General features: G+C 64.0%; 22 protein-coding genes. 16 read left to right on the forward strand and 6 right to left on the reverse strand.

The window, feature by feature from the left end; all coding sequences use genetic code 11:
• Positions 1 to 158: 158 nt before the first annotated feature.
• Positions 159 to 1,718: a winged helix-turn-helix domain-containing protein gene (locus tag DH08_RS16230; RefSeq protein WP_192180261.1), complete on the forward strand. Its 1,560-nt coding sequence runs from the start codon at positions 159 to 161 to the stop codon at positions 1,716 to 1,718.
• Between the two features lie 158 nt (positions 1,719 to 1,876).
• On the opposite strand, the gene DH08_RS16235 is transcribed toward DH08_RS16230, so the two are convergent.
• Entirely contained in the window at positions 1,877 to 2,587 is a 711-nt protein-coding gene (locus DH08_RS16235) for an efflux RND transporter periplasmic adaptor subunit (protein ID WP_192180262.1), read from the reverse strand.
• The gene (locus tag DH08_RS16240) at positions 2,559 to 3,461 is read right to left on the reverse strand and encodes a GNAT family N-acetyltransferase (protein ID WP_192180263.1); all 903 of its coding nucleotides are present in this window, start codon (positions 3,459 to 3,461) and stop codon (positions 2,559 to 2,561) included. The genes DH08_RS16235 and DH08_RS16240 overlap by 29 nt, the downstream gene beginning before the upstream one ends.
• A 241-nt stretch (positions 3,462 to 3,702) precedes the next feature.
• Here DH08_RS16240 and argE point away from each other — a divergent pair, with 241 nt between their 5' ends.
• The 6 genes from argE (at position 3,703) to DH08_RS16270 (ending at position 10,274) form a co-directional block, all read left to right on the forward strand.
• Positions 3,703 to 4,827 carry an acetylornithine deacetylase gene (gene argE, locus DH08_RS16245; protein ID WP_192180264.1) on the forward strand — a complete coding sequence of 375 codons (1,125 nt, stop codon included), beginning with the start codon at positions 3,703 to 3,705 and terminating at the stop codon, positions 4,825 to 4,827.
• Positions 4,828 to 4,839: 12 nt separating this feature from the next.
• Positions 4,840 to 5,760, forward strand: a complete 921-nt coding sequence (locus DH08_RS16250) for a 2-hydroxyacid dehydrogenase (RefSeq protein ID WP_192180265.1) — start codon at positions 4,840 to 4,842, stop codon at positions 5,758 to 5,760.
• Between the two features lie 22 nt (positions 5,761 to 5,782).
• Positions 5,783 to 6,136, forward strand: coding sequence for a cupin domain-containing protein (locus DH08_RS16255; protein WP_192180292.1), 354 nt, complete (start codon positions 5,783 to 5,785; stop codon positions 6,134 to 6,136).
• Between the two features lie 145 nt (positions 6,137 to 6,281).
• On the forward strand, positions 6,282 to 7,745 hold the full coding sequence (locus DH08_RS16260; protein ID WP_192180266.1) for an aldehyde dehydrogenase family protein: 1,464 nt from the start codon (positions 6,282 to 6,284) through the stop codon (positions 7,743 to 7,745).
• Between the two features lie 10 nt (positions 7,746 to 7,755).
• Entirely contained in the window at positions 7,756 to 8,799 is a 1,044-nt protein-coding gene (locus DH08_RS16265; RefSeq protein ID WP_192180267.1) for a tartrate dehydrogenase, read from the forward strand.
• A gap of 17 nt (positions 8,800 to 8,816) precedes the next feature.
• Positions 8,817 to 10,274, forward strand: coding sequence for an NAD-dependent succinate-semialdehyde dehydrogenase (locus DH08_RS16270; protein ID WP_192180268.1), 1,458 nt, complete (start codon positions 8,817 to 8,819; stop codon positions 10,272 to 10,274).
• Between the two features lie 25 nt (positions 10,275 to 10,299).
• Here the strand turns inward: DH08_RS16270 and DH08_RS16275 are convergent, their stop codons facing one another.
• Complete coding sequence (locus DH08_RS16275; RefSeq protein ID WP_192180269.1) at positions 10,300 to 11,574, reverse strand: NAD(P)/FAD-dependent oxidoreductase; 1,275 nt, start codon at positions 11,572 to 11,574, stop codon at positions 10,300 to 10,302.
• Between the two features lie 13 nt (positions 11,575 to 11,587).
• Complete coding sequence (locus DH08_RS16280) at positions 11,588 to 12,256, reverse strand: haloacid dehalogenase type II (protein WP_192180270.1); 669 nt, start codon at positions 12,254 to 12,256, stop codon at positions 11,588 to 11,590.
• Here DH08_RS16280 and DH08_RS16285 point away from each other — a divergent pair.
• The 8 genes from DH08_RS16285 to DH08_RS16320 all read left to right on the forward strand — a co-directional run bounded on the left by DH08_RS16285 (position 12,255) and on the right by DH08_RS16320 (position 20,969).
• Positions 12,255 to 12,395, forward strand: coding sequence for a hypothetical protein (locus DH08_RS16285; RefSeq protein WP_192180295.1), 141 nt, complete (start codon positions 12,255 to 12,257; stop codon positions 12,393 to 12,395). The genes DH08_RS16280 and DH08_RS16285 overlap by 2 nt on opposite strands.
• Before the next feature lie 181 nt (positions 12,396 to 12,576).
• Positions 12,577 to 13,410: a GNAT family N-acetyltransferase gene (locus tag DH08_RS16290; RefSeq protein ID WP_192180271.1), complete on the forward strand. Its 834-nt coding sequence runs from the start codon at positions 12,577 to 12,579 to the stop codon at positions 13,408 to 13,410.
• A gap of 14 nt (positions 13,411 to 13,424) precedes the next feature.
• A complete protein-coding gene (locus tag DH08_RS16295; protein ID WP_192180272.1) occupies positions 13,425 to 14,798 on the forward strand; it encodes an aspartate aminotransferase family protein in 1,374 nt (457 codons plus the stop codon).
• 267 nt (positions 14,799 to 15,065) lie between these two features.
• Positions 15,066 to 15,758, forward strand: a complete 693-nt coding sequence (locus tag DH08_RS16300) for an HAD-IA family hydrolase (RefSeq protein ID WP_428338456.1) — start codon at positions 15,066 to 15,068, stop codon at positions 15,756 to 15,758.
• Positions 15,759 to 15,822: 64 nt separating this feature from the next.
• Positions 15,823 to 17,433 carry an ABC transporter substrate-binding protein gene (locus tag DH08_RS16305; protein ID WP_192180274.1) on the forward strand — a complete coding sequence of 537 codons (1,611 nt, stop codon included), beginning with the start codon at positions 15,823 to 15,825 and terminating at the stop codon, positions 17,431 to 17,433.
• An 85-nt stretch (positions 17,434 to 17,518) separates the two neighbouring features.
• Positions 17,519 to 18,469 carry an ABC transporter permease gene (locus DH08_RS16310; protein ID WP_192180275.1) on the forward strand — a complete coding sequence of 317 codons (951 nt, stop codon included), beginning with the start codon at positions 17,519 to 17,521 and terminating at the stop codon, positions 18,467 to 18,469.
• Positions 18,466 to 19,317, forward strand: coding sequence for an ABC transporter permease (locus tag DH08_RS16315; RefSeq protein ID WP_192180276.1), 852 nt, complete (start codon positions 18,466 to 18,468; stop codon positions 19,315 to 19,317). The genes DH08_RS16310 and DH08_RS16315 overlap by 4 nt, the downstream gene beginning before the upstream one ends.
• Positions 19,314 to 20,969: an ABC transporter ATP-binding protein gene (locus tag DH08_RS16320; protein WP_192180277.1), complete on the forward strand. Its 1,656-nt coding sequence runs from the start codon at positions 19,314 to 19,316 to the stop codon at positions 20,967 to 20,969. Before DH08_RS16315 ends, DH08_RS16320 begins: the two co-directional genes overlap by 4 nt.
• A 36-nt stretch (positions 20,970 to 21,005) precedes the next feature.
• Here the strand turns inward: DH08_RS16320 and DH08_RS16325 are convergent, their stop codons facing one another.
• On the reverse strand, positions 21,006 to 23,081 hold the full coding sequence (locus DH08_RS16325; RefSeq protein WP_192180278.1) for an NADH:flavin oxidoreductase: 2,076 nt from the start codon (positions 23,079 to 23,081) through the stop codon (positions 21,006 to 21,008).
• Between the two features lie 72 nt (positions 23,082 to 23,153).
• Here DH08_RS16325 and DH08_RS16330 point away from each other — a divergent pair, with 72 nt between their 5' ends.
• Positions 23,154 to 24,107, forward strand: a complete 954-nt coding sequence (locus DH08_RS16330) for a LysR substrate-binding domain-containing protein (protein ID WP_192180279.1) — start codon at positions 23,154 to 23,156, stop codon at positions 24,105 to 24,107.
• A gap of 33 nt (positions 24,108 to 24,140) precedes the next feature.
• Here the strand turns inward: DH08_RS16330 and DH08_RS16335 are convergent, their stop codons facing one another.
• Positions 24,141 to 24,617 carry an Lrp/AsnC family transcriptional regulator gene (locus tag DH08_RS16335; protein WP_127407051.1) on the reverse strand — a complete coding sequence of 159 codons (477 nt, stop codon included), beginning with the start codon at positions 24,615 to 24,617 and terminating at the stop codon, positions 24,141 to 24,143.
• Positions 24,618 to 24,648: the final 31 nt, after the last annotated feature.

The following is a 24,648-nucleotide window of genomic DNA, read 5'->3' on the forward strand; positions in this document are numbered from 1 at the left end:
TGCGTTGGTTGCAGGAGGACTATGCGTCAGGGCCGGCGGGCGCGCTTTGAGGCGGCCTTCAGGCCCGCTTGATTTTACCTTTAGATCGCTTTGATTTTGAGCCCGCGACGCGGCTAGAGTGTTCGGAGTCGCCATTTCCCACGGTCTGGAGCCAGCATTTGCCGTATCATTTCGAGGATTTCGCTTTGGATGGCGACCGGCGCGAGCTGCGCCGCGGCAATGACCTGATCTCCGTCGAGCCGCAGGTGTTCGACCTGCTGCAATTTCTGATCCGCAATCGCGAACGGGTGGTCAGCAAGGACGATCTGGTCGACGCGGTCTGGCAGGGCCGCATCGTTTCCGATGCCACGCTCGCCAGCCGCATCAACGCCGCCCGCAATGCGCTCCAAGACAGCGGCGAGGAGCAGCGCCTCATCCGCACCATCCTGCGCCGGGGCTTTCGCTTCGTCGGCGCCGTTCGCGAGGAGGCCCAGTCGACGGAAACGGGGGCGACGGCACCGGCGGAGAAACCGAAGTCTGGCCTGGGCATTCCCGCCCGCCCCTCCATTGCCGTGCTGCCCTTCGTTAACCTGAGCGGCGATCCCGAGCAGGATTATTTCGCCGACGGCATGGTCGAGGACATCATCACCGGCCTGTCGCGCATAAGGTGGCTGTTCGTCATCGCGCGAAATTCCTCCTTCACCTACAAGGGCCGCGCCGTGGACGTGAAGCAGGTCGGGCACGAACTCGGCGTGCGCTACGTGCTGGAAGGCAGCGTGCGCAAGGTGGGAAGTCGCGTGCGCATCACCGGCCAGTTGATCGACGCCGAAGACGGCAGCCATTTGTGGGCCGAGCGCTACGACCGCGAGCTGACCGACGTGTTTGCGCTACAGGACGAGATCACCATCAGCGTGGTCGCGGCAATAGAACCCAATCTGCGCCGGGCCGAGATCGAACGCGTCAAGCGCCAGCGCCCCGACAGTCTCGACGCCTACGATCTCCTGCTTCGTGCACTGCCCGATGTCTACACCTTCATGCCGCAGGGTGCAGCCAAGGGGCTGCCGCTGCTGAACCAGGCTTTGGCCATCGAGCCGACCTATGCCCTTGCCCATGGGTTTGCCGCCTGGGCGCATCAGTCGCTGTTCGTGCGTGGCGGCATGCAGCCGGAGAATCAGGAAAGATCGATCCGCCATGCCCATGCGGCGATCGAACACGGCGCGGGCGATGCGATGGCGCTCGCTCTGGCCGGGTTCACCATCGGCATCGTTGAGCACGACTGCAGGCTGGCCGACGAGGCGTTTGCACAAGCTTTGACGCTCAGCGCCTCCTGCGCCTTCGTCTATGCCTTCGGTTGCGTTCCGGTGGCCTATGGCGGCGATGCTGCCCGGGCGATCGACTGGAGCGAGCAAGCGCTACGACTGAACCCCCTCGACGTCATGAGCTGCGTGCCGCAAGGCATCATCGGATTCGGCAGTTTTCTCACCGGCCGACACGAGCAGGCCGTCACAGCGGGCCGAAGGGCGGTCGAGATGAACCCCGGCTTCAGCATGCTGCATGGATGGCTGGCGGCACCGCTTGCCAGGCTCGGCCGGTTCGAGGAGGCAAAAGCCGCGGCCACGCGGCTTTTGTCACTCGACCCGCAGTTCACCATCGGCCGCTGGTCTGCCGCCGTGGGAATTGCACCGGATATCATCGACGACGTCACTGACGCCATGCGATTGGCGGGATTGCCGGCATAGCTGGTAAAGGCGCATGCCCGAACAGCGAACGTCGGTTGCCGGCAAAGTGCTGCGACCCGCGCCATACGTGACTCCGGCTTCCGATGACGCCTCGCGGCGATCCATGCTATGCGGCCTGAGGTTGTCAAATTTCAACGACCAGCAAATGTCGGTACGCTTCAGTTCGATTTGGCGTCGAATTCGACCTTGCATCGCTGGCCAGCGGGCAAACGGTTGCCGGCATTGGGCAGCATTGTGCGCACGCCGAACGTCCTGCTGGCCGCGTCCAACACCCGGTCGATCACCTGAACTGTGCCGACATGGACTTCATCGCGCGGCTCGCTGACGGTCACCCGGACGGCGAGGCCGACGCTGAACTTGCTGTATTCGCTGTCGGCGACGAAGGCTTCGACGCTCAACGGGTCGAGCTGTGCGATCGTGGCCAATTGGCCGTCCTGATCGAGGTACTCGCCGGCATATAGCTTGCGTTCCATGACAATACCGTCGATCGGACTGACGATAACCTTCTGGCCCAGCACCGTTTTTGCCCGGGCGAGTTCGAGTTCGAGAATGCGCTTGCGCGTTTCGGCGAGCGCCACTTCGCGCTTGGAGACCTCCATTTGCGCGATCGCTTCCTCAACGGCATCCTTGGAGACGTGATCGAAAAACCGGCAGGCGGAGCGCCCGAATGGCGCGCCACTCGTTTCACCGCCGCCGCGGAAGCAGGGATCCGCATCGTCCGGTCGCGATGTTCGAGATGTCGCGATCGGCTCAGTTTGCTGTTCGCGCCCTCCAGGAGCCCAAAGGAAGAAATGGGTTTGGGAGGGTAAAAGGTCGCCGCCGAAGTCAGCGCGGGCTGAGCTACCCGAGAGTTTGACTGGCGAGGGCATAGGTCACCGGTGCAACTGCGCCGCCGACGGCAAAATCGGCGAGGCGTTTGCCCATCGACATGGTGAGCACCGTGTCGAAAACCGGCATTCCGCTGTGCGACAGAAAGGCGGCGAACTCGCCATTGTCCATGTGGGTGTCGATCCGCAGGAAAGACCCCGAATGGTCGGCCACGTGCGGCCGGACGACCGCCACGGCGTCCGCGTCGCGTTCCGCCACGACCGGCCCCACGACATGGCCCCGCCCGAACGACCGACAGAGCGCGAAAGCGCTCAGCGTCTCGCCCTTGAAGAGGCCATAGCCGGCCGAGTGCGCGAAAAGCTTTTCGATGAGCGCCGCCCGCCTCACGCCAAATCCTGCCGCGTCGAGCGCGATCGCTGCCGGAATATCCCTTGCGTCCAGACTTCGGACGTCGCCCCGAATATCTGCTGGCCTCCCCATCGCCTCAGTGCGGGCGATGCCCTGGCATTGATAGACGGTCTTTTCCGGCTGGAAGTCGAGCGAGAGATAGAGCCGTCTTGCCGCGCGCGTTGCATTGAGGCGCAAGTCGCGTCCAGCAACCTTCTCGAAGACCCGCTTCATCAGCCATTGCCCCGCCCCCAGCGTCTGGAGTCGCGACGAGGTGATGACCATTCCCACGGTGGCGAAATCGGCGCCATGCGCGAACCACATGGCCGAACCGAGAACCCGGCCGATGTCATCGAGTGCCACGAACCCCTCTCCCGACTCGCGCAGGAATTGCCAGTCCTCGGCCCGATGCGGCCATCCCACGGACAGAGATAGTGCGTGCAACCGGTCCAACTCGACGCCTTCGATGTCGCCGATACGCATCGAGAAGGTGTCGATTTTCAAGTTTCCGGACGGCTTCAATTCCATGCCTCTGAAAGATACCCGCAAATTGACGGGCGATACGCCGCAGCCGCCCTCTGTCCACCAACGCTAAACAAACACGCCCGTACGATTTGCTCGAAAGCCACGTGCTAACGCAAGATTCAACTGAAACATTTCCGCTTTCGGCACGCAATCGCGGGAGAACGCAGACATCCTCTGCGGAAATGTTGCCGCACACAATCGTCGGCATCGATCCCGGCGAACCCGAAACGCCTTGAGGGCTGGAATGGACGTCTTCGATATCCTCGACCGTCTCGTCGCCTTTCCATCGGTCGCCGGCAAGCCGAACGGTGACATCGCCGGCTGGATCGAGACCCAGCTTGCAGAACACGGGACGAAGGTCTCCGTTCTACCAGGGCCGGAAGGCGACCGTTTCAATCTTTTCGCGACGATCGGCCCCGCCGATGTCCCGGGCTACATCCTGTCCGGCCACATGGACGTCGTTCCCGCCGGCGAGCCGCAATGGAGTTCGGCTCCTTTCGCGCTGCGCCGGGACGGCGAACGGCTCTACGGACGCGGCACCACGGACATGAAGGGGTTTCTTGCCGCGGCACTCGCGGCCGTGCCTATGCTTGCGGGACTGCGCCTTGCCAGGCCAATCCACCTCGCCTTCTCCTATGACGAGGAGGTGGGCTGCCGCGGCGTGCCGCACCTGATCGCCCACCTTCCCGAACTTTGCGCGAAGCCGCTCGGCGTGATCGTCGGCGAGCCGAGCGGCATGCGCGCCGTGCGCGGCCACAAGGGCAAGGCAGCCGCCCGCTTGACGATCAACGGGCGCTCCGGCCATTCTTCGCGGCCCGATCTCGGCCTCAACGCCATCCACGCCATGGCCGGTGCGCTGAGCGCGGCCGTGAGCGAAGCCGAGCGGCTGACGAATGGTCCGTTCGACCCTGCCTTCGAGCCGGCCTACTCCTCGCTGCAAGCGGGCGTGGTGGCGGGCGGACAGTCGGTCAACATCATCCCCAGCGCCTGCACGCTGGATCTGGAGGCGCGCGCCATTCCAGGTGTCGACCCGGCCAGCCTGCTCACGCCGGTAAAGGCGCGGGCAGAGGCGCTTGCGGCCGAAGGCTTTCGGATCGAGTGGACGCCGATGAGCGCCTATCCAGCGCTGTCGCTGCCGGAGGGCGCGGCGCTGACGGCACTGCTGCGCGAGCTGACAGGCGAGGTGCCGCTTGCCGCCGTCAGTTACGGCACGGAGGCCGGACTTTACCAGGCCTCCGGGTTCGATGCGATCATCTGCGGCCCCGGCGACATCGGCCGCGCCCACAAGCCGGATGAGTACATTCTCACCAGCGAACTCGCCGCCTGCCAGCGATTGATCGAGGCGCTGGGCGCCCGCTGCGCTGCTTGAAGGGGAACCGGAATGACATTTCTGTTCAATTCGGATGCGCGGCGCGGGGCGATCTTCGCCGATGCCTTCGCGAGGGACCTACCGGACGTCGCCTTCACGATCGATGCCGCGGTCGATCCCGACGCCGTGCGTTATCTGATCAGTTGGACTGTTCCGGATAATCTCGCCCGCTACGGCAACCTGGAAATCCTGTTTTCCATCGGCGCCGGCGTCGACCAGCTTCGCCTCGATGCGGTGCCTCCGAACGTGAAGATCGTGCGTATGATCGAGGAAGGCATCGTACGCATGATGCAGGAATATGTGACGCTAGCCGTGCTCGCGCTGCACCGCAACCTGCCTGCCTATCTGGCGCAGCAGCGCGCCGGCCAATGGCGCGATATCCCGCAGGCGCAGGCCGAGTCGCGTCGGCTCGGCGTGCTTGGCCTCGGGCAACTCGGCCAGGCCGTCCTCGACCGGCTGAAGCCCTTCGGTTTCCCGCTCGCTGGCTGGAGCCGCTTGCCACGGCAGATCGAGGGCGTGACCTGTCATCATGGTGAGCTCGGGCTGGAGGAGATGCTCGCGACCTGCAACATATTGATCTGCCTGCTGCCCCTGACCAAGGAGACGCGCGGTTTCCTGGATGCCGGCCTATTTGCGAAACTGCCAAAAGGCGCGGCGCTCGTCCACACGGGCCGCGGGCCGCAGCTCGACCACGAAGCGCTTGTCGCCGCGCTCGACCGCGGTCACCTCTCGGCGGCGATGATCGACGTCACCGATCCCGAACCGCTGCCCGCAGGACATCCGTTCTGGTCGCATCCGAAGATCATCCTGACGCCGCATATCGCCAGCGTCACCCAGCCCGCGACCGCCGCGCGGGCCGTCATCGACAACATCAAGCGTCACCGCGCCGGGCTCGATCCAATCGGGCTCATCGACCGGTCTCTCGGCTATTGACGTCCAAATGAAAGGTTATCCCTTGTCCCTGCTCAAAACCGTCGACACCAATCCAGCCTTCCCGCCACGCGAATCCAAGGCGCTGCCCGAACGACTGATTGCCGGCAACCCCGCGTTCAAGACCTGGGCGCAGGATGTCGCCAAGTCCGACCTCGTCCACACCGGCGTCTGGGAGGCGACGCCGGGAGAGACGCGCTCGATAAAGGGAGAGACTTTCGAGTTCTGCCACATCCTCACCGGCGTGATTGAAATCACGCCCGATGGCGGCGACGCGGTGACCTACCGCGCCGGCGACAGCTTCGTGATGAAGCCTGGCTTCACCGGTGTTTGGAGGACCATCGAAACGGTGCGCAAGATCTACGTGACCGTAGGGTAATGGGGTCCGCCTGAGGTGCCCCGCAACAGATTTTGCCGTCCCTAATCGCCAGCACGCAACAATCATCCGCGACTGATCGCCGAACGGTGCACGCTGCGGTCATGCTCGCGCTAGGCTCCTCCAGAATACTGCAAGGTGGTCGCCCATGAACCTGAGCTTCGATCCGGACGCGGTTCCCCTCCCCATTGGCCATTTCATTGGCGGAGAGCTAATCGCGGCCGAGGGTGCGATCGAGGTGCGCCGACCGTCGGATGGCAGGGTGTATGCCGCCTGCCCCGTGGCCGATGTCGATATGGTCGACCGTGCGGTGGAAAGCGCCAAGGCGGCGCTGAAGGCCAGCAACTGGGGCGGCGTTCGACCGCGCGAGCGCACCCGGGCACTCCAGGCCTGGGCCGACCTGATCGAGGCGGAAGCCGAAACGCTGGCCAGGATCGAGGCGCTGTGCTCCACCCGGCCCGTAGCTCAGGTCGTTGCCGGCGACATCGCCGTGACCGCCGAGCAGATTCGCTTCTTCGCCGAGTTCGCCGACAAGGAAGGCAGCGAGCTCGTGCCGACCGACGACACCACTCTGGGCATGATCATGAGCGAGCCCTATGGCGTGGTCGGCGCGATCACGCCCTGGAACTTCCCTGTCTCCATGGCCGGATGGAAGCTCGGCCCGGCGCTGGCCGCGGGCAACGCGGTGGTGCTGAAGCCGTCGGAAATGACACCCTTCTCGGCTGTCTATATGGCAGGGCTCGCGATCAGGGCGGGTCTGCCGGCTGGGCTTGTCAACGTGGTTTTGGGCGACGGTCCAACGACCGGCACGGCGCTGACCGGCCAATCCGAGATCGCCAAGGTCAGCTTCACCGGCTCGACCCGCGCCGGCTCGGCCATCATGGAGAACGTCGCCCGCACCGGCGTCAAGCCGATGACGTTGGAACTCGGCGGCAAGAGCCCGCAGATCGTCTTTGCCGATGCCGATCTGGACAAGACGGCTACAGCGATCGCCGGCAGCGTCACCTTCAATGCCGGCCAAGCCTGCGTGGCCGGCACGCGCCTGATCGTCGAGAAAAGCGTGGCCGACAGGCTGACGGCCGCCATTCTGGAGCGGGTGAAGGTGGTGCGGGCAGGCCCGACCTGGGACGAGGCGACGCATTATTCGCCGATCATCTCGGAACGGCAGCGGGCGCGTGTCGACGGCATCGTGCGCGCCGCGATCGAGGCCGGCGGTGAATGCCTGACCGGCGGCGCCGCCATGGACAGTCCAGGCTATTTCTACGAGCCGACGCTGATCGCCAATATCGACCAGGCCAATCCTGCAATCATCGAGGAAATCTTCGGCCCGGTCCTGACCGTGCAGACCTTCGAGACCGAAGAAGAGGCGCTGGCGCTGTCCAGCCATCCGACCTACGGACTGGCTTCCGGCCTGTTCACCACCGACCTCTCCCGCACCATCCGCTTCGCGCGCAAGCTCGAAGCGGGCACCGTCTGGGTCAACCGCTACAGCCGCTCGCGCGACCATATCCTGCCGACCGGCGGCTACAAGCGCTCCGGCATCGGCAAGGACCTCGGCCGCGAGGCCTATCACGCCAACCGCAGGACCAAGAGCGTCCTGATCAGCCTGTGAAGAGATGCCGATGAAATCCCATTCGATCGCCCTGATCCCAGGTGACGGCATCGGCCGCGATGTGACCGCCGCCGCCTGGACGGTGCTGGAAACCGCGGCCAAAAACTTCGGCTTTGCGCTGACGGGAACCGAGTTCCCCTGGTCCTGCCGCTTCTTCAAGGAAACCGGCCGCATGCTGCCTGAGGACGGCATCGAGACCTTGCGCGGCTTCGACGCCATCCTTCTCGGCGCGGTCGGCTGGCCGGCGGAGGTGCCGGATTCCGTTTCTCTCCACGGCCTGCTGCTGCCGATCCGCAAGGCGTTCGTGCAATATGCCAACATCCGGCCGCACCGTCTGCTGCCGGGCGTGAAGGGCCCGCTGCGGGCAGAGAACTTCGACATACTGTGCATCCGCGAGAACACCGAAGGCGAATATTCGGGCGCCGGCGGGCGCGTGCATCAAGGCACGCTGGACGAGGTCGCGGTGGAGACCTCGATCTTCACCCGTGCCGGCGTCGAGCGCATCCTGCGCTTCGGCTTCGAGCAGGCGCGGTCGCGGCAGCGCAAACTGGCCTCCGTCACCAAGTCCAACGCGCAGAAATACTCGATGGTGTTCTGGGACGAGATCACGCGAAAGCTGGCTGCGGATTATCCGGACGTCGAAGTGACCAGCTATCATGTCGACGCACTCGCCGCGCGCATGATCATGGCGCCGGAGAGCCTCGACGTGGTCGTCGCCTCCAACCTGTTCGGCGACATCCTGACCGATATCGGCGCGGCGATCCAGGGCGGGCTCGGCTACGCCGCCTCCGCCAACATCAATCCCGACCGCTCGGCGCCTTCCATGTTCGAGCCGGTGCACGGCTCCGCGCCCGACATTGCCCATCTTGGCATCGCCAATCCGATCGCCACCATCTGGTCCGGCGCGATGATGCTCGATCATCTCGGCGAAAAGGCTGCGGCCGGACGCGTCATGAAGGCGGTCGAAGCTACGACCGCGCGAGGCATTGGAACAACTCCCGGCAAGGACAGCACGGAAGCCATTACGGCCGCCATCGTTGCGGCACTCACCTGATTGCAAGGTCGTTTTCGATGAAAAACCTGAAAGACAAAAGTCTCTTCCGCGAAGCCGGACTAGTCGGCGGCAAATGGGTCGCTTCCGGTTCCGGCAAGACGGTCGATGTCGTCGACCCGGCGACCCAGGCAGCAATCGGCACGGTGCCCGACATGGCCGGTCCGGAGACCCGCGCGGCCATAGAGGCCGCGGCTTCCGCCTATGGTGACTGGAAGAAGAAGACCAACGCCGAGCGCGCTGGCCTCCTGGAGGCCTGGCATGGCCTGATGCTTGCGCATCTGGACGATCTGGCGCTGATCCTGACGACGGAACAGGGCAAGCCGCTGGACGAGGCCAGGGGCGAGATCCGTTACGGCGCTTCCTTCGTCAAATGGTTCGCGGAAGAGGCACGCCGCATCAACGGCCATACCATCCCCTCGCCGACGTCGGACCGGCGCATCATCGTGCTGAAGGAGCCGGTCGGGGTGTGCGGCATCATCACGCCCTGGAATTTCCCGAACGCGATGATCACCCGCAAGGTCGCGCCGGCGCTGGCAGCCGGCTGTACTGTGGTCATCAAGCCGTCCGAGTTCACGCCTTACTCGGCGCTGGCGCTCGGCGTGCTTGCCGAACGGGCGGGCATCCCCGCCGGTGTCATCAACATCGTCACCGGCATGCCGACCGAGATCGGCAACGAGATCATGGCGAACGAGATCGTTCGCAAGATCTCCTTCACCGGCTCGACGCGGGTCGGTTCGCTGCTGATGCGCGGCGCGGCCGATACCGTGAAACGGCTCAGCCTCGAACTCGGCGGCAACGCGCCCCTCATCGTCTTCGACGACGCCGATCCCGATCTCGCCGTCGAGGGCGCGCTTGTCTCGAAGTTCCGCAACGGCGGCCAGACCTGCGTCTGCGCCAACCGCATCCTCGTCCAGGCCGGTGTCTACGAAACCTTCGCCGCGAAGCTTTCCGCCCGCGTCAACGCCATGACGGTGGGACCCGGCACGCAGCCCGGCGTCACCATCGGGCCGATGATCAACATGGCGGCGGTCGAGAAGATCAACCGCCATGTCGAGGACGCGCTCGCCAAAGGCGCGGCGATCATCACCGAGAAGCTGGCGCTGCCGGAGGGTCCTCAGTATGTCGCGCCGCTGGTGCTGACCGGCGCCACAAAAGACATGCAGCTCGCAGGCGAGGAAACGTTCGGCCCGGTCGCACCGCTTTTCCGTTTCGAGACGGAAGAGGAGGCGATCGCGCTGGCCAACGGCACTCCCTACGGGCTTGCGTCCTACTTCTACACCGAGAACCTGAACCGCGCCTGGCGCGTCGGCGAGGCGCTGGAGTTCGGCATGGTGGGGCTCAACACCGGCTCGGTCTCCATGGAAGTGGCCCCCTTCGGGGGTGTCAAGCAGTCCGGTCTCGGCCGCGAGGGGGCGCAGGCCGGCATCGAGGAGTATCTTGAGATGAAGAGCTTCCACATGGGCGGGCTGGGCTGAGGCCCGGCCACACCGGATCGACGGGTCACTGGATCCGGTCGAGCGCCTTGTAGTAGAGGCCGACCATCGGCAGGAACCAGGGCTTGCCGGAATAGCCGGGAATGGACGGCCAATCGAGCCCCTTCATCGGATTGCGGTCCTCGCGGCCAAGCATGGCATCGGCCAGGATCATGCCGAGATGGGTGGAAAGCTGCGCGCCGTGGCCGGAATAGCCCATCGCGTACCAGACACCGTCATGGTAGCCGGCCCGAGGGAAGCGGTCCTTGGTCATGTCGACCAGCCCACCCCAGCAATAGTCGATCTCGACCTTGGCGAGCTGCGGGAAGATCGCCGCGAGGCCGGCCTGCAATATCTGTCCGCTCCTGGCATCGGAGCGCTGGTCCGATGCCGCAGAGAAGCGTGCACGGCCGCCAAAGATCAGGCGCCTGTCCGGCGAAAGCCGGAAGTAGTTGCCGATGTTCATCGAGGTTACGCATGTCCGGTTGCCGGGCATGGTCACGGCGATCTCGGCGTCGCTCAACGGCCGCGTGGCGATGATGAAGCTGCCGACCGAAATGATCCTGCGGCGGAAGTAACTGAAATTCGGCGTGGTGTAGGCGCCGGTCGCCACCAACACATTGTCGGCGCTGATCCGGCCGCGCGAGGTGGTGAGCTCATGCCTGCCACCGGCCTGCTTGCGGTCGGTCACAGCCGCGTTCTCGTGGATCACCGCACCGTGGCGGGCGGCGGCCGTGGCCAGGCCTGCCACATAGCGGCCCATATGCATCATAGCGCTTTTCTTCGACAGCATCGCACCGTGGAAGGGCGAGCCAATCTCGGATCTGAGATCGGCAGCGGACAGCAGTGCCGTGTCCGGATCTACTTCCGCATGAAGGGCTTCGAAGTTGCGGGCGATCGCTTCGAAATGCTGCGGCTTGGAGGCAAGCTTCAACTTGCCGGCGCGGCGGAAATTGCAGTCGATGCCTTCCTCGGCGACCAGCGCCTCGATGGTGTCGACGGAACTGTCCAGCGCCCGGTAGAGCGCGATTGCCCGTTCCTTGCCGAGCTCCGCCTTGGCCGAAAGGTAGCTGTGGGCGAGGCCGTTGTTGAGGTGCCCGCCATTGCGACCGGATGCGCCCCAGCCCACGCGCTCCGCCTCCAGCACCGCCACCTTCGCGCCGGCCTTCGCCAGTTGGCGCGCCGCGGCGAGACCGGTGAAGCCGCCGCCGATGATGGCAGCATCGTAGTGCCCCTCGACCGGGCCTTGCGCCCCGCCGGTAAAGACAGGGGCGGTGTCGTGCCAGTAGGAGACCAATTTCATCGGCAATCCTGTTTCAGAGACCGACCACGCCTGGAAGACCCGAAATGTCGGCGATCTCGACATAGCCGTAGTACGGGTTGGCTGGTTCGTGGCCGCGATTGACCCAGACCTTGTTCTTGATGCCGAGGTCGTGGGCAGACATCAGGTCGTAGCGAAACGACGACGAACAGTGAAGGATATCCTCCGGGCCGCAGCCCAGCATGTCCAGCATATATTCAAAGGCTTGGAAACGGGGCTTGTAGGCCTGCGCCTGCTCTGCCGTGTAGACGGCATGGAACGGCGCGCCCAGCTTCTCGACATTGGACATGATCTGCGCGTTCATGGCGTTGGACAGGATGACCAGCGGGATCTCCTTGGCCACCTTCGCCAGGCCGACCGGAACGTCCGCGTGGGGTCCCCAGGTCGGGACACGTTCATACACCATCCTGGCGTCGTCGGCGCTGAAGGCGACGCCGTTGCGCTTGCAGGAGCGCTCGAGAGCGTTGTGGACGACGTCGGCATAGGGCTTCCAGTCGCCCATGATCTCGTCGAGCCGATACGCCGCGAAATTCTTGATGAACTCCTGCATGCGCGGCTCGTCGAGCCGGCTGCCGTAGAGATCGCGCGCCGCTTCCGCCATCTGGAAATGGGTCAACGTGCCATAACAGTCGAAGGTGATGTATTTGGGCCTGAAAGAAGCCATGTCCGTCGATCTCCGGTGGAAGCATATCCGTGCTGGGATGTATTTCATCATAGGACGGCTGGTGGCGACCCACCTGACCGAAATCGCCCTCCCGAAAGCAGAAAATTCCGTATCCGCCATCCGGTTTGGCACGCTGTAGTATCTGGTGTGCCGAACGCGGCGCCGCGCGAGACGTGAAGCGCGTCCGCCGTGGAGGGTGCCAGCACAAGATGCGGCGCACCCCTCGCGCTACGGCGAAAGATACCGTCGAAGCCAAGGCCTTCAGACGATCTGCGGTGCGCCGATGGTCGAGACTTGGCCTCAGACGATGGGGATACCTCATGGGCGAGATCGAACTTCAGGCCTTCGGGCCGGACCATATCGAGGGAGCGGTGGCGCTTTCTCGCCAGGAGAATTGGCCGCATCGCCCGCAGGACTGGCAGATGGCGCTGCAGCTCTCGAGCGGCGCGGTCGCGCTCGACGACCGGGGCCGCGTCACCGGAACCATCCTGGTAACGCCCTACGGCACGGATTGCGCCATGATCAACATGGTGATCGTCGACAGGAATGTGCGGGGCAAGGGGCTTGGGCGCCGGCTCATGGATCAGGCCGTCGCCCTTGCCGGCGACCGTCCGCTGCGGCTCGTCGCGACGGTGGATGGCATGCCTCTCTATCAGAAACTGGGCTTTGTGCCCTCCGGCACGATCCTGCAGCATCAGGGCAAGGTTGCAGAGCTTGGCGCGCCCGACGGCGTGGAAGCAGCAAGTACCAACGATCTGCCGGACATCAAAGCGCTGGACCGCGACGCCTATGGCGCCGACCGCGAAGCCCTGATCGATGCGCTGGCGGAGCGCGGCCAGTTCGCGGTCATCCGCCGCAACGGCGCCATCGAGGCCTATGCCGCGATCCGCCCGTTCGGACGCGGCGAGGTGATCGGTCCGGTTATCGCGGCAAGTGCTGACACCGCGAGGGCCCTGATCGGCTTCTTCGCTGCATCCCGCCCCGGCGCCTTCCTGCGCGTGGATACCGACGGCAGGACCGGCATCGCCGGCTGGCTTGAGGAAATCGGCCTCGCCCATGCCGGTGGCGGCGTGGCGATGGACCGTCCGCCCAAGAACGGTGCGGAACAGGCCAGGCCAAAAGTTTACGCCCTCGCCAACCAGGCGCTCGGCTAGTCCGGAGGACAACAATGCTCGCCAATTCCCTGATCGAACTCGACCGCGCCCATCTCATCCATCCGGTCTCCTCATACCGCGGCCATGAGGCGCTCGGCGTGCGCGTGCTGAAATCGGCGAAGGGCGCGACCGTGACCGAAGCGTCCGGCCGGCAGCTCGTTGACGGCTTCGCCGGGCTTTGGTGCGTCAATGCCGGCTACGGCCACGACAGCATCGTCGAGGCGGCGGCCCGGCAGATGCGCGAGCTTCCCTACGCCACCGCCTATTTCGACCTCGGCTCGGAGCCGGCCATCCGGCTCGCCTCGGAACTGGCAGAGCGCGCGCCCGGGGATCTCAATCACGTCTATTTCACGCTCGGCGGGTCTGATGCGGTCGACAGCACGATCCGTTTCGTCCGCTACTATTGGAATGCCAGGGGCGAGCCGAAACGCGACCAGTTCATTTCCATCGAGCAGGGTTATCACGGGTCGTCGGTGGTCGGCGCGGGCCTGACAGCTTTGCCCGCCTTTCACGCCGGTTTTGGCATTCCCTTCGAATGGCAACACAAGATCCCCTCGCCCTATCCCTATCGCAACCCGGTAGGCGAGGACGGGAACGCGATCATCGCAGCATCGCTCGCCGCGCTGAAGGCCAAGATCGAGGAGATCGGACCGGAGCGGGTCGCTGCCTTCTACGCCGAGCCGATCCAGGGTTCAGGCGGCGTCATCGTCCCGCCGAAGGGATGGATCAAGGCGATCCGCGAGCTCTGCCGCGAGTACGGCATCCTGTTCATCGCCGACGAGGTAATCACCGGCTTCGGCCGCACGGGGCCCCTGTTCGCCTGCACGGACGAGGACATCGTTCCCGACTTCATGACGACCGCGAAGGGGCTGACCTCGGGCTATGTTCCAATGGGCGCCGTGTTCATGACCGATCATGTCTACGACGTCATTGCCGATGGCGCGGGCGCTTCGGCGGTCGGCCACGGCTACACCTATTCCGCCCATCCCGTCAGCGCCGCCGTCGCACTCGAGGTGCTGAAGCTCTACGAAGACGGCCTTCTGGAGAATGGCATCAAGGCCGGTGCCCGCCTGATGGCGGGGTTGGCGGATCTGCGCGACCACCCGCTCGTCGGCGATGTGCGCGGTCGCGGCATGCTTGCCGCGATCGAACTGGTGGTCGACAAGCAGAAGAAGACACCACTTCCCGCATCGGCCACGCCCGCGCGGCGCGTCTTCGACAGGGCGTGGGACAACGGCCTCATCATCCGTGCCTTTGCCAACGGGGTTCTCGGCTATGCTCCCCCGCTCTGCTGCACCGACGACGACATCGACGCGATCATCGAGCGCACGCGCCGGACGCTCGATCAGACGCTGGACGATCCAGATGTGCGCCAGGCCCTGGCATGACGGGAGACGAATACCGCGTGTTTCGAAATAGCGCCGGGGCAGACGATTTCGCAATTTTGTGCCGCAGCCCTGCGCCTTTTCGGCGAATCCAGCGCGGGGGAAGTGCCAGACTGCTCTTAAGACAAGGCCAGAAGGCCCGAATTTTCGAGCTTTTGAAAAGGCCGACGCCCCGGACAGCACGGAATTTTGTTCTGTTCAGCACCATGCAATTCGACCACGCGCAGAGGAGAGCCAGTCTTGGCCAGGGGCTTTAGCGAGTTCAAATACATGACCTTCGACGTCGTCGGCACGCTGATCGACTTCGAGGGTGGCATTACGACTTGCCTGGCCGGGATTGCCGCCGACGCTGGCGTCTCCATCGATGGCGAAGCCGCGCTGGCCCTGTACCGGCAGGCCCGCTACATGCCCGATGCGGGGCTGTTCCCTGACGATCTCGTACGTGTCTACATGGTCATCGCGCCGCAACTCGGCCTGCCGGCCGAGGAGAAATATGGCGTCCGCCTGCGGGACTCCGCCAGCGCCTGGCAAGGTTTCCCCGACAGCGCGGCGGCATTGGCCGAGCTTGCGAAATCCCACAAGCTGATTGCCATGACCAATGCCCGGCGCTGGGCGCTCGAACATTTCGAGAAGCAGCTTGGGTTGCCCTTCTTCGCAACGTTCACGGCCGACGACACCGGCACGGAAAAACCGGACCCGGCGTTTTTCCAGAAGGTCTTCGATTTCGTCGCCGCCCGGGGGGATAGAAAGGACGACATCCTGCATGTCGCGCAGAGCCAGTATCACGATATCGGCATATCCCGGGCGCTTGACTTGACCAATTGCTGGATCGAGCGCCGGCATGCGCAGAAGGGCTATGGCGGTACGATCGAGCCGGAGCGCTTCACCGTGCCGGACTACCACTTCACCTCAATGGCCGCGTTGGCGGCGGCCGTTCGGGAAAGCCTGAAGGAACGAACCTGAGCCCAAGCCCGGAAAGCCGCAGCAAGACGAGCATCCCGACCAAACAAACAGAAAGGGGAATAACATGACCGACAAGATCACGAACTGGACCAGCGCAGACGATGCCATGGTCGAAAACGCCATTCGGCGAGGCGCGAGCCGCCGCGAACTTCTCAAGATGCTGTTGGCCGGCGGCGCCGCGGTTGCCGCGGGCAGCGTGGTGCTCGGCCGTGCCACCCAGGCCGTCGCGGCCGAGCCGGTTTCCGGCGGAAATTTCAAAGCCGCCGGCTGGTCGTCATCGACCGCCGATACGCTTGATCCTGCAAAGGCGTCGCTCTCCACCGACTATGTCCGCTGCTGCTCGCTCTACAACCGCCTGACTTTCCTCGACAAGGATGGCGTCACGCAGATGGAGCTGGCCGAGAGCTTCGACAGCAAGGACGCCAAGACCTGGACCGTGAAGCTGCGCAAGGGCGTCGCGTTCCACGACGGTAAGGACCTCACCGCCGACGACGTCGTCTACTCGCTGAAGCGCCATCTTGATCCGGCGGTCGGTTCCAAGGTCGCCAAGATCGCCGCCCAGATGTCCGGCTTCAAGGCGGTCGACAAATCGACCGTCGAAATCACGCTCGCCGACCCGAATGCCGACCTGCCGACCATCCTGGCGCTGCATCACTTCATGATCGTCCAGGACGGCACCACGGACTTCTCCAAGGGCAATGGCACCGGCGCCTTCGTGCTCGAGACATTCGAACCGGGCGTCCGGTCGGTTGTCACCAAGAACAAGAACTACTGGAAGTCGGGCAAGCCCTACCTGGACTCCTTCGAATTCATCGCCATCAGCGACGACAGCGCCCGCGTCAACGCCCTGCTTTCCGGCGACATTAATTTTGCGGCTGCGATCAATCCGCGCGCGATGAAGCTCATCGGCGGCCAGCAGGGCTTCGAATTGTCGAAGACGACCTCGGGCAACTACACGGACCTGAACATCCGGCTCGACATGGATCCCGGCAGCAAGGCCGACTTCGTGGCCGGCATGAAGTATCTCGTCAACCGCGAGCAGATCGTCAAATCGGCATTGCGCGGCCTTGGCGAAATCGGCAACGACCAGCCCGTCTCGCCGGCGAACATCTTCCACAATCCCGACGTCAAGCCGAAGGCTTTCGACCCGGACAAGGCGAAGTTCCACTTCCAGAAGGCAGGCCTGCTTGGCCAGTCCATCCCGGTGATCGCTTCCGACGCCGCGACCTCGTCGATCGACATGGCGGTGATCATTCAGGCGGCCGGCGCGGATATCGGCATGAAGCTCGACGTCCAGCGTGTCCCGTCCGACGGCTATTGGGACAATTACTGGCTCAAGGCGCCGGTCCATTTCGGCAACATCAATCCGCGCCCGACGCCGGACATCCTGTTCTCGCTCCTCTACGCTTCCAACGCGCCGTGGAACGAAAGCCAGTACAAGTCCGAGAAGTTCGACAAGCTGCTCATCGAGGCGCGCGGCTCGCTCGATCAGGCCAAGCGCAAGGAAATCTACGGCCAGATGCAGGCTATGGTCTCCGAGGAAGCCGGCACCATCATCCCGGCCTACATCTCCAACGTGGATGCCCTCTCCAGCAAGGTGAAGGGTTTGGAGGCGAACCCGCTCGGTGGCATGATGGGGTACGCAATGGCGGAATATCTCTGGCTCGAAGCCTAGAGGTGCCTGCCGGGGGCCGGTCAGCCGGTCCCCGGTACTGCCTTGCGCAAGATTGTTGGCCCGACGCAACCGCAGGAGCGCTTCCATGAAGTCTGGGGTTCTAAACCTCGTGCTGAAGCGGCTGGGGATCGCAGCCGTCACGCTTTTGATCGTCATGTTCGCCGTGTTTTTCGCCACCAGCATGCTGCCTGGCGACACCGCATCGATCCTGCTCGGCCAGGCGGCGACTCCTGAAGCCGTTGCCGGCCTGCGCGAGGCCATGCATCTCAACGATCCAGCAATCCTGCGCTTCCTGCGCTGGCTTTTTGGCTTACTTCACGGCGACCTCGGCACCTCCTACGCCAACGAGATGCCAGTCGCGACGCTGATAGGCGGGCGCCTGGTCAACACCATGAAGCTCGCCGGCATCACCACGCTGCTCTCGGTGCCGCTGGCGCTGACGCTCGGCATCACCGCCGCGATGCTGCGTGGCTCTGTTTACGACCGCACCGTCACCATTCTTACGATCGGCGTTATCTCGGTGCCGGAATTCATGGTCGCGACACTCGCGGTCCTGCTCTTCGCCGTCTATCTCAAATGGCTGCCGGCGCTGTCCTCGGTCAACGAGGCGCATTCGCTGACCGACCTTGTGCGCATCTATGCAATGCCCGTAATCACGCTCACCTTCGTCATCTCCGCCCAGATGATCCGCATGACGCGCGCCGCGGTGATCGAGACGCTCTCCACGCCTTATGTGGAGATGGCGCTCCTCAAAGGTGCCTCGCGCAGCCGAATGGTCCTGAGGCATGCGCTTCCGAACGCTCTCGGGCCGATCGTCAATGCGGTCGCGCTTTCGCTGTCCTATCTGGTCGGCGGCGTCATCATCGTCGAGACGATCTTCAACTATCCCGGCATCGCCAAGCTGATGGTCGATGCCGTCGCGACCCGCGACCTGCCGCTGATACAGAGCTGCGCGATGATCTTCTGCCTCGGCTATCTCTTCCTGATCACGGCCGCCGACATCGTCGCCATCATGTCCAACCCGAGGCTCAGATGACGATAGCGCGCGCGACAACCTCCCGACGGTCCTTCCTGGGCCATAGCTACAGCCTCGTGGGCGTCGTGGCCGCGCTGGTCATCCTGGCGTGGACGCTCGTCGCAATCTTGGCGCCCTACGTCATTCCCCATTCGATCGGCGACATTGTCGACGACGACTATTTCGGCCCGATGCGCCAGGGACTGTGGCTCGGCTCGGACTATCTGGGGCGTGATATGCTCTCGCGAGTTCTGATGGGCGCCCGCTACACCGTCGGCATATCGCTCGCCGCCGTCTCCATCGCCTGTTTCTCGGGCGTCGTGCTGGGGATGATCGCGGCCGTCACCGGTGGCTGGCTCGACACCTGCCTCAGCCGCTTCCTGGACGCCATGAACTCCATCCCCAGCAAGCTGTTCGGCCTTGTGGTCGTCGCTGCGGTCGGCTCGTCGATCCCGGTGCTGATCCTGACGCTCGCCGTTATCTATATCCCCGGCGCCTACCGCTTCGCGCGCGCGCTCGCCGTCAACATCAACACCATGGACTTCATCACCGTCGCCCGTGTCCGTGGCGAGAGCACCGCCTACCTCATCGGGTCCGAGATCCTGCCCAACATCATCCGCCCGGTGCTGGCCGACTTCGGCCTGCGCTTCGTCTTCATCGTGCTTTTGCTCTCCGGCCTGTCCTTCCTTGGACTCGGTCTCCAGCCGCCGCTCGCCGACTGGGGCGCGCTGGTGCGCGAGAACATCGGCGGCCTGCCCTTCGCGGCCCCCGCCGTCATCGTGCCGTCGCTGGCAATCGCCAGCCTCACCATCAGCGTCAACCTGCTGATCGACAACCTGCCGCAGAAAATCAGGGACCGGGACGCATGAGCAATCTCGTCGAGGTCAGGAACCTGCGGATCGAGGCGAAGACCGACGCCGGGCGGCTTGTCGAAATCATCAAGGGCGTCAGCCTCGACATCGCCGACGGCGAGATCGTCGCCCTGATCGGCGAAAGCGGCTCCGGCAAGACGACGGTGGCGCTTTCGCTCATGGGCTATGCGCGGCCCGGCTGCCGGATCACCGGCGGCGAGATCAATGTTAGCGGCAGGAACATGGCTGCCCTTTCCGAAAAGGAACGCGCCAGGCTGCGCGGCACCGACATTGCCTACGTTCCGCAAAGTGCCGCTGCCTCCTTCAACCCCTCATCCACGATCATGGAGCAGGTCATCGAGGTCACACGGATCCACAAGCTGATGCCGCCAGAGCGGGCCCGCCAGCGCGCGGTCGAGCTGTTCAGGGCCTTGTCGCTGCCGGATCCGGAAGGAATCGGCGCCCGTTATCCGCACCAGGTTTCGGGCGGGCAATTGCAGCGGCTGTCGGCGGCCATGGCGCTCATCAGCGATCCCAAGCTGGTCATCTTCGACGAGCCGACGACGGCACTCGACGTGACGACGCAGATCGACGTGCTGAAGGCCTTCAAGTCGGTCATGAGGGCGGGCGGGGTAGCGGGTGTCTACGTCTCTCACGACCTCGCGGTCGTTGCGCAGATCGCCGACCGCATCGTGGTGCTGAAAGGCGGCGAAGTGCAGGAGACCGGCACTACGGCGGCTATCCTTTCGGCTGCCCAACATCCCTACACGCGCGAACTGCTGGCCGCCTTCGAACCGAAGCCGCGACAAGCGCATGCGGACGCGGATGCCGGGACAAAGCAGCTGCTGCGCATCGACAATGTGACGGCAGGTTATGGCGCGGTGCGGGCTGACGGACTGCCACTTATCCGCGCGGTCGATTCCGTCAGCCTGGTCGTCGAGAAGGGGCGCAATCTCGGCGTCATCGGCGAATCCGGCTGCGGAAAATCGACGCTGGCGCGCGTCATCGCCGGCATCCATCCGGCGGCGGCCGGCGACATCGTATTCGACGGCAAGGAACTGCAGCGTGCCGCCAGGAAACGCAGCCAGGACCAGCTACGCGAGATGCAGATCGTGTTCCAGTACGCCGATACCGCGCTCAATCCGGCGAAGCCCGTGGAGGACATCATCTCCCGCCCGCTGGCCTTCTATCACCGGCTAGACAGGCAGGCGCGCTCGAAGCGCGTCGACGAGTTGCTCGATATGGTGCGCCTGCCGAGAACGCTGCGCTACCGGCACCCATCGGAGCTTTCGGGCGGCCAGAAGCAGCGGGTGAACTTCGCGCGCGCCCTGGCCGCCAACCCCAAGCTCATCATCTGCGACGAAATCACCTCGGCCCTCGACACGGTGGTGGCGGCGGCCGTGATCGAGCTGCTCAAGGAGCTGCAGCGCGAACTGGGACTCTCCTACATCTTCATCAGCCACGACCTCTCCGTCGTCGAGGCCATCTGCGACGAGATCATGGTTATGTACAACGGGGAGCGGGTGGAGCAGATCACGCCCGACAAGCTGAAGGCGCCCACCCACCCCTATTCCAAGCTTCTGTTCTCCTCAGTGCCGAAGCTCGACCCGACCTGGCTCGACGGCCTCGTCCGCGACCCCGAGCTCGTCAGCCAGTACGGCCATCGCTAGGGCAATTCCATGAAAAGCGTGTAGCTTTCGCCTGGTCTACAATTGCGAGCAGAGCCGGTAGGCTTCATAGATCGACGAGTAGATGTCCCTGCTGGCAACTGCGTCTCCAATGCGATGTAGGACGAACGATCCGGCAACTTGGGGCCTATCGTCCCCCTCGGTCCGCGCTCCCGTCATGAGCGCGATGTCCGTGACGCCGTTGTTGGCGGAGCGGATGCGCAATTCCTGGTAGATATCCTCAATGGGTATCGTGCCGCGCTCGACAATGAGTTGGGCTGTCGTCATTTCCGTTTCGGTACCGGTAAGCTCATGCCGGAACCTGGCGGCGATTCCGTTGCCCTGGCGCGCTGCCTTGATCAGGCGCAGGTCGCCGACAACCCGGATGCCAAGTTCCGAAGCGCGATTGCGGAAGCTCACCCGGTCCGGATAGGGTGTTTCGAACGCCAGCGTGTCGTCCGCTGTGGCCAGGCTGACCACGTGCCCCAGGCGAGCAAGATGCAGGGCGCAGGAAATCGCGGCCTGGCGTCCAGTCTCATCGTAGATGAGCAAATCGTCCTTCGCCGGCACGACCCCGGTCAAGACGTCCCAGACACTGTCGCAATGCTCAGCGCCGTCCAGCCATTCCATGTCCGGAATGCCGCCGGTGGCGACGATGACCGCGTCCGGTTTCCCGGCCAGGACGACCTCCGCGTCCGCATAGGTGTTGAGGCGGACTTCCACGCCAAGGCGGGCGAGTTCGTCGGCGCGCCAGTCGACTATGCCGATAAGATCCTTGCGGTCGAACGCGGAGGCGGCGACGAGCACCTGTCCACCCAGCCGCGCTCCGGCCTCGAGCAGGCTCACCTTGTGTCCGCGCTCGGCGGCGACCCTTGCCGCTTCCATCCCGCCAGGACCGCCACCGACAACGACCACTCGTTTCGGCGTTTCGGCCCTCGCGATCGTATGGCTGATGATCGTTTCATGGCCGCTGGCCGGATTGTGGATGCACTGCACCTTCTTGTACAGGCAGTAGGATGCGCCGACGCACGGGCGAATGCGTTCTTCCTCTCCCCGCATCACCTTGTTGACGATATGCGGGTCGGCGATATGCGCCCGCGTCATGCCGACCAGATCGACAAGGTTTTCGCGGATCGCATGCCTGGCCGTGGCAACGTCCCTGATGGCGGCGGCATGAATGACGGGCAGTCTGGTTTGCCGCTTGAACACTCCGACCAGCGGCAGAAACGGCGCGCTCTTCGTGAACATGCCGGGCATGTTCTGCTCGGCCAGGGACAGATCGGTGTCCATGCGACCGACGATGCAGTTGAAGAAATCGACATGGCCTTCCCGCTCGAACAGCCTGGCGAAGGCAAGGCACTCCTCGAAATCCGAGCCGTCTTCGGCCGCCTCGTCGATGACGAACCGGATGCCGACGGCGAAGTCATCACCGACCGCGCGGCGGATCGCCTCGTGGACCATCAGGCCGAAGCGGGCGCGGTTTTCAAGTGAGCCGCCGAAGGCATCCGTGCGTCTGTTGGTTCTGCGCGACAGGAATTGCCCGATCAGATGGCCGCCGGTGACGGTCTCGATGCCGTCCAGACCGCCGTCCCGGCAGCGCCTGGCGGCGCTGGCGTAATCCTTGACGATCCTATCGATGTCCGCGCCGTCCATCTCCTTCGGGAAATTCCGGTTTCGTGTCTCCCGCACGCGCGACGGCGCCACCGGCGGAAGCCAGTTTCCGGCATAGGCGGTGGCGCGCCGGCCAAGATGTGAGACCTGGCACATCACGGCCGCACCGTGGCGATGGATACGCTGCGATAGCGACTGGAGATGCAGGACGATGCGATCGCTCGAAAGGTCCAACTGGCCGCCGCCCCAGCTCGAATCGGGCGAAGTCATCGCCGAGCCGCCAGCCATGGTCATCGCCAGGCCGCCGCGGGCTTTCTCCTCATGATAGCGCTGGTAGCGTTCGAGCGGCAGGCCGCCTTCGTCCAGCATCGAGGCATGGCTGGTGCTGACGACGCGGTTGCGCAGCGTCAGACCCTTGAGCCGAAATGGCTGAAGGAGCGGATCGCCGGATGTATCGCTCGCTTGGGACGCTGCTATGCTCACGTTCTGCTCCACCCCATTCATGAGAGTTATAGTTCGCCATTTTCGGGACTTCAGAAAGCTTGAAAATTGTTGGGGTCGCTATACGCTGAGCGTATGGCTGGTTTCGCAAAACTTGTTCCTTCCGCGCGCGGACTTCTCGTTTTCGAGGCTGCTGTCCGGTCGGCTAGTTTCACAGCCGCCGCCCGCGAATTCAACGTCACGCAGCCATCGATCAGTCGCAGTATCGCCCAGTTGGAGGCCGATCTTGGCGTTGCTCTTTTCACGCGGGGGCCAACGGGGTTGGCCCCGACCGCGGAAGGTCGTGCCCTCTATTTGGCTGTGCGGGAGGGATTTGACGGTATCGAGGAGGTGATCGGCACGATCAAGCGGAACAGCGCCGCAAAGCCGGTGGTGACCCTTTCGCTCTCGAGCTCTCTCGCTACGTACTGGTTCGTTCCGAGGTTAGGGGCGTTCAACACGAGATTTCCCGATGTGGACCTGAGGTTCGAACTGATCGCCGGCGTTCTGCGAGGACCCGCCGAGAACGTCGACCTTGCCACCAGAATCCTGGCCGATGACGATACGCACTATCACCATTGGCCGTTCTCGCCGGAAATCATCGTTCCGGTGTGCAGCCCATCCTATCTGTCGGCCCACGGTCGGTTGAAGCATGCCGGAACCGGCGAAGGTCATACCCTAGTTCATCTGACCGATGCCAAGGAGCAGTGGTTCGACGCTTGGGGCAGCGTGGCGGACCGCAAGACCAGCAGGGCAAAGTGGCTCGAGTTCTCGGATTACGCGGTCGTCCTCCAGGCCGCGATGAACGGGGAAGGCGTGGCGCTTGGCTGGCTCAGCAACGTTTCAAGCGCGCTGCTTCAGGGAACGCTTGTTCCGGCCTCGGACAGGCAGATCAACACGGGTCGCATCCACCAGTTGATTGCACCGCGCTCACGGCCGGTACGACCGATTGTTTCCGATATCCGCGCCTGGATGATTGCCGAGATGCAAACCGAATTGAAGGCACTCCACCCGATATTGCGACCGGGCATCCTATGGCGGCCAGTGTGACACTGCGGCGGCACGCGGCACCGCCACCGCTGACTACATCGGAAACAGGCTGGGCAGCGGCATATGCGCCTTGACGATGGGCGACTTCAGCACCACGAAGCTGAAATATTTGTCGATGCCGATATCCATGTCGGTCAGCCGCTCCATGATGGTCTGGTACTCGCCGATGCCGGCGGTCACGAATTTCATCAAATAGTCGTAGCCGCCCGACACGAGGTGGCATTCGATGACCTGGTCGATCTTCTCCACCACGGCGAGAAAGCGGGCGAAGTCCACCTGGCGATGGTTCTTCAAGGTAATCTCGGTGAACACGGTCAGCGTCTGGCCAAGCTTGCCGATATTGACCTGCGCGGAATAGCCTTCGATGTAGCCTTCCGACTGCAGTTTCTTGACCCGCATCAGGCACGGGCTCGGCGACAGATGCACTAGGTCGGCCAGTTCCACATTGGTGATGCGGCCATTCTTCTGCAATTCGTGAAGAATCTTGATGTCGATCCGATCCAGTTTCATGACCGTCTCCGAAGAACGCATGCCACAGCAC

The organism is Mesorhizobium amorphae (assembly GCF_014843845.1).
In the GTDB taxonomy this organism is placed as follows: domain Bacteria; phylum Pseudomonadota; class Alphaproteobacteria; order Rhizobiales; family Rhizobiaceae; genus Mesorhizobium; species Mesorhizobium amorphae_A.

Coding starts and splice junctions, on each gene's coding strand:
- DH08_RS16310 (WP_192180275.1), top strand. CDS start 17,519: ATGAAGTCTGGGGTTCTAAACCTCGTGCTGAAGCGGCTGGGGATCGCA.
- DH08_RS16285 (WP_192180295.1), top strand. CDS start 12,255: ATGTCCGTCGATCTCCGGTGGAAGCATATCCGTGCTGGGATGTATTTC.
- DH08_RS16250 (WP_192180265.1), top strand. CDS start 4,840: ATGACATTTCTGTTCAATTCGGATGCGCGGCGCGGGGCGATCTTCGCC.
- DH08_RS16320 (WP_192180277.1), top strand. CDS start 19,314: ATGAGCAATCTCGTCGAGGTCAGGAACCTGCGGATCGAGGCGAAGACC.
- DH08_RS16335 (WP_127407051.1), bottom strand. CDS start 24,617: ATGAAACTGGATCGGATCGACATCAAGATTCTTCACGAATTGCAGAAG.
- DH08_RS16300 (WP_428338456.1), top strand. CDS start 15,066: ATGACCTTCGACGTCGTCGGCACGCTGATCGACTTCGAGGGTGGCATT.
- argE (WP_192180264.1), top strand. CDS start 3,703: ATGGACGTCTTCGATATCCTCGACCGTCTCGTCGCCTTTCCATCGGTC.
- DH08_RS16290 (WP_192180271.1), top strand. CDS start 12,577: ATGGGCGAGATCGAACTTCAGGCCTTCGGGCCGGACCATATCGAGGGA.
- DH08_RS16265 (WP_192180267.1), top strand. CDS start 7,756: ATGAAATCCCATTCGATCGCCCTGATCCCAGGTGACGGCATCGGCCGC.
- DH08_RS16270 (WP_192180268.1), top strand. CDS start 8,817: ATGAAAAACCTGAAAGACAAAAGTCTCTTCCGCGAAGCCGGACTAGTC.
- DH08_RS16305 (WP_192180274.1), top strand. CDS start 15,823: ATGACCGACAAGATCACGAACTGGACCAGCGCAGACGATGCCATGGTC.
- DH08_RS16235 (WP_192180262.1), bottom strand. CDS start 2,587: ATGCCCTCGCCAGTCAAACTCTCGGGTAGCTCAGCCCGCGCTGACTTC.
- DH08_RS16280 (WP_192180270.1), bottom strand. CDS start 12,256: ATGGCTTCTTTCAGGCCCAAATACATCACCTTCGACTGTTATGGCACG.
- DH08_RS16295 (WP_192180272.1), top strand. CDS start 13,425: ATGCTCGCCAATTCCCTGATCGAACTCGACCGCGCCCATCTCATCCAT.
- DH08_RS16315 (WP_192180276.1), top strand. CDS start 18,466: ATGACGATAGCGCGCGCGACAACCTCCCGACGGTCCTTCCTGGGCCAT.
- DH08_RS16260 (WP_192180266.1), top strand. CDS start 6,282: ATGAACCTGAGCTTCGATCCGGACGCGGTTCCCCTCCCCATTGGCCAT.
- DH08_RS16275 (WP_192180269.1), bottom strand. CDS start 11,574: ATGAAATTGGTCTCCTACTGGCACGACACCGCCCCTGTCTTTACCGGC.
- DH08_RS16325 (WP_192180278.1), bottom strand. CDS start 23,081: ATGAATGGGGTGGAGCAGAACGTGAGCATAGCAGCGTCCCAAGCGAGC.
- DH08_RS16330 (WP_192180279.1), top strand. CDS start 23,154: ATGGCTGGTTTCGCAAAACTTGTTCCTTCCGCGCGCGGACTTCTCGTT.
- DH08_RS16240 (WP_192180263.1), bottom strand. CDS start 3,461: ATGGAATTGAAGCCGTCCGGAAACTTGAAAATCGACACCTTCTCGATG.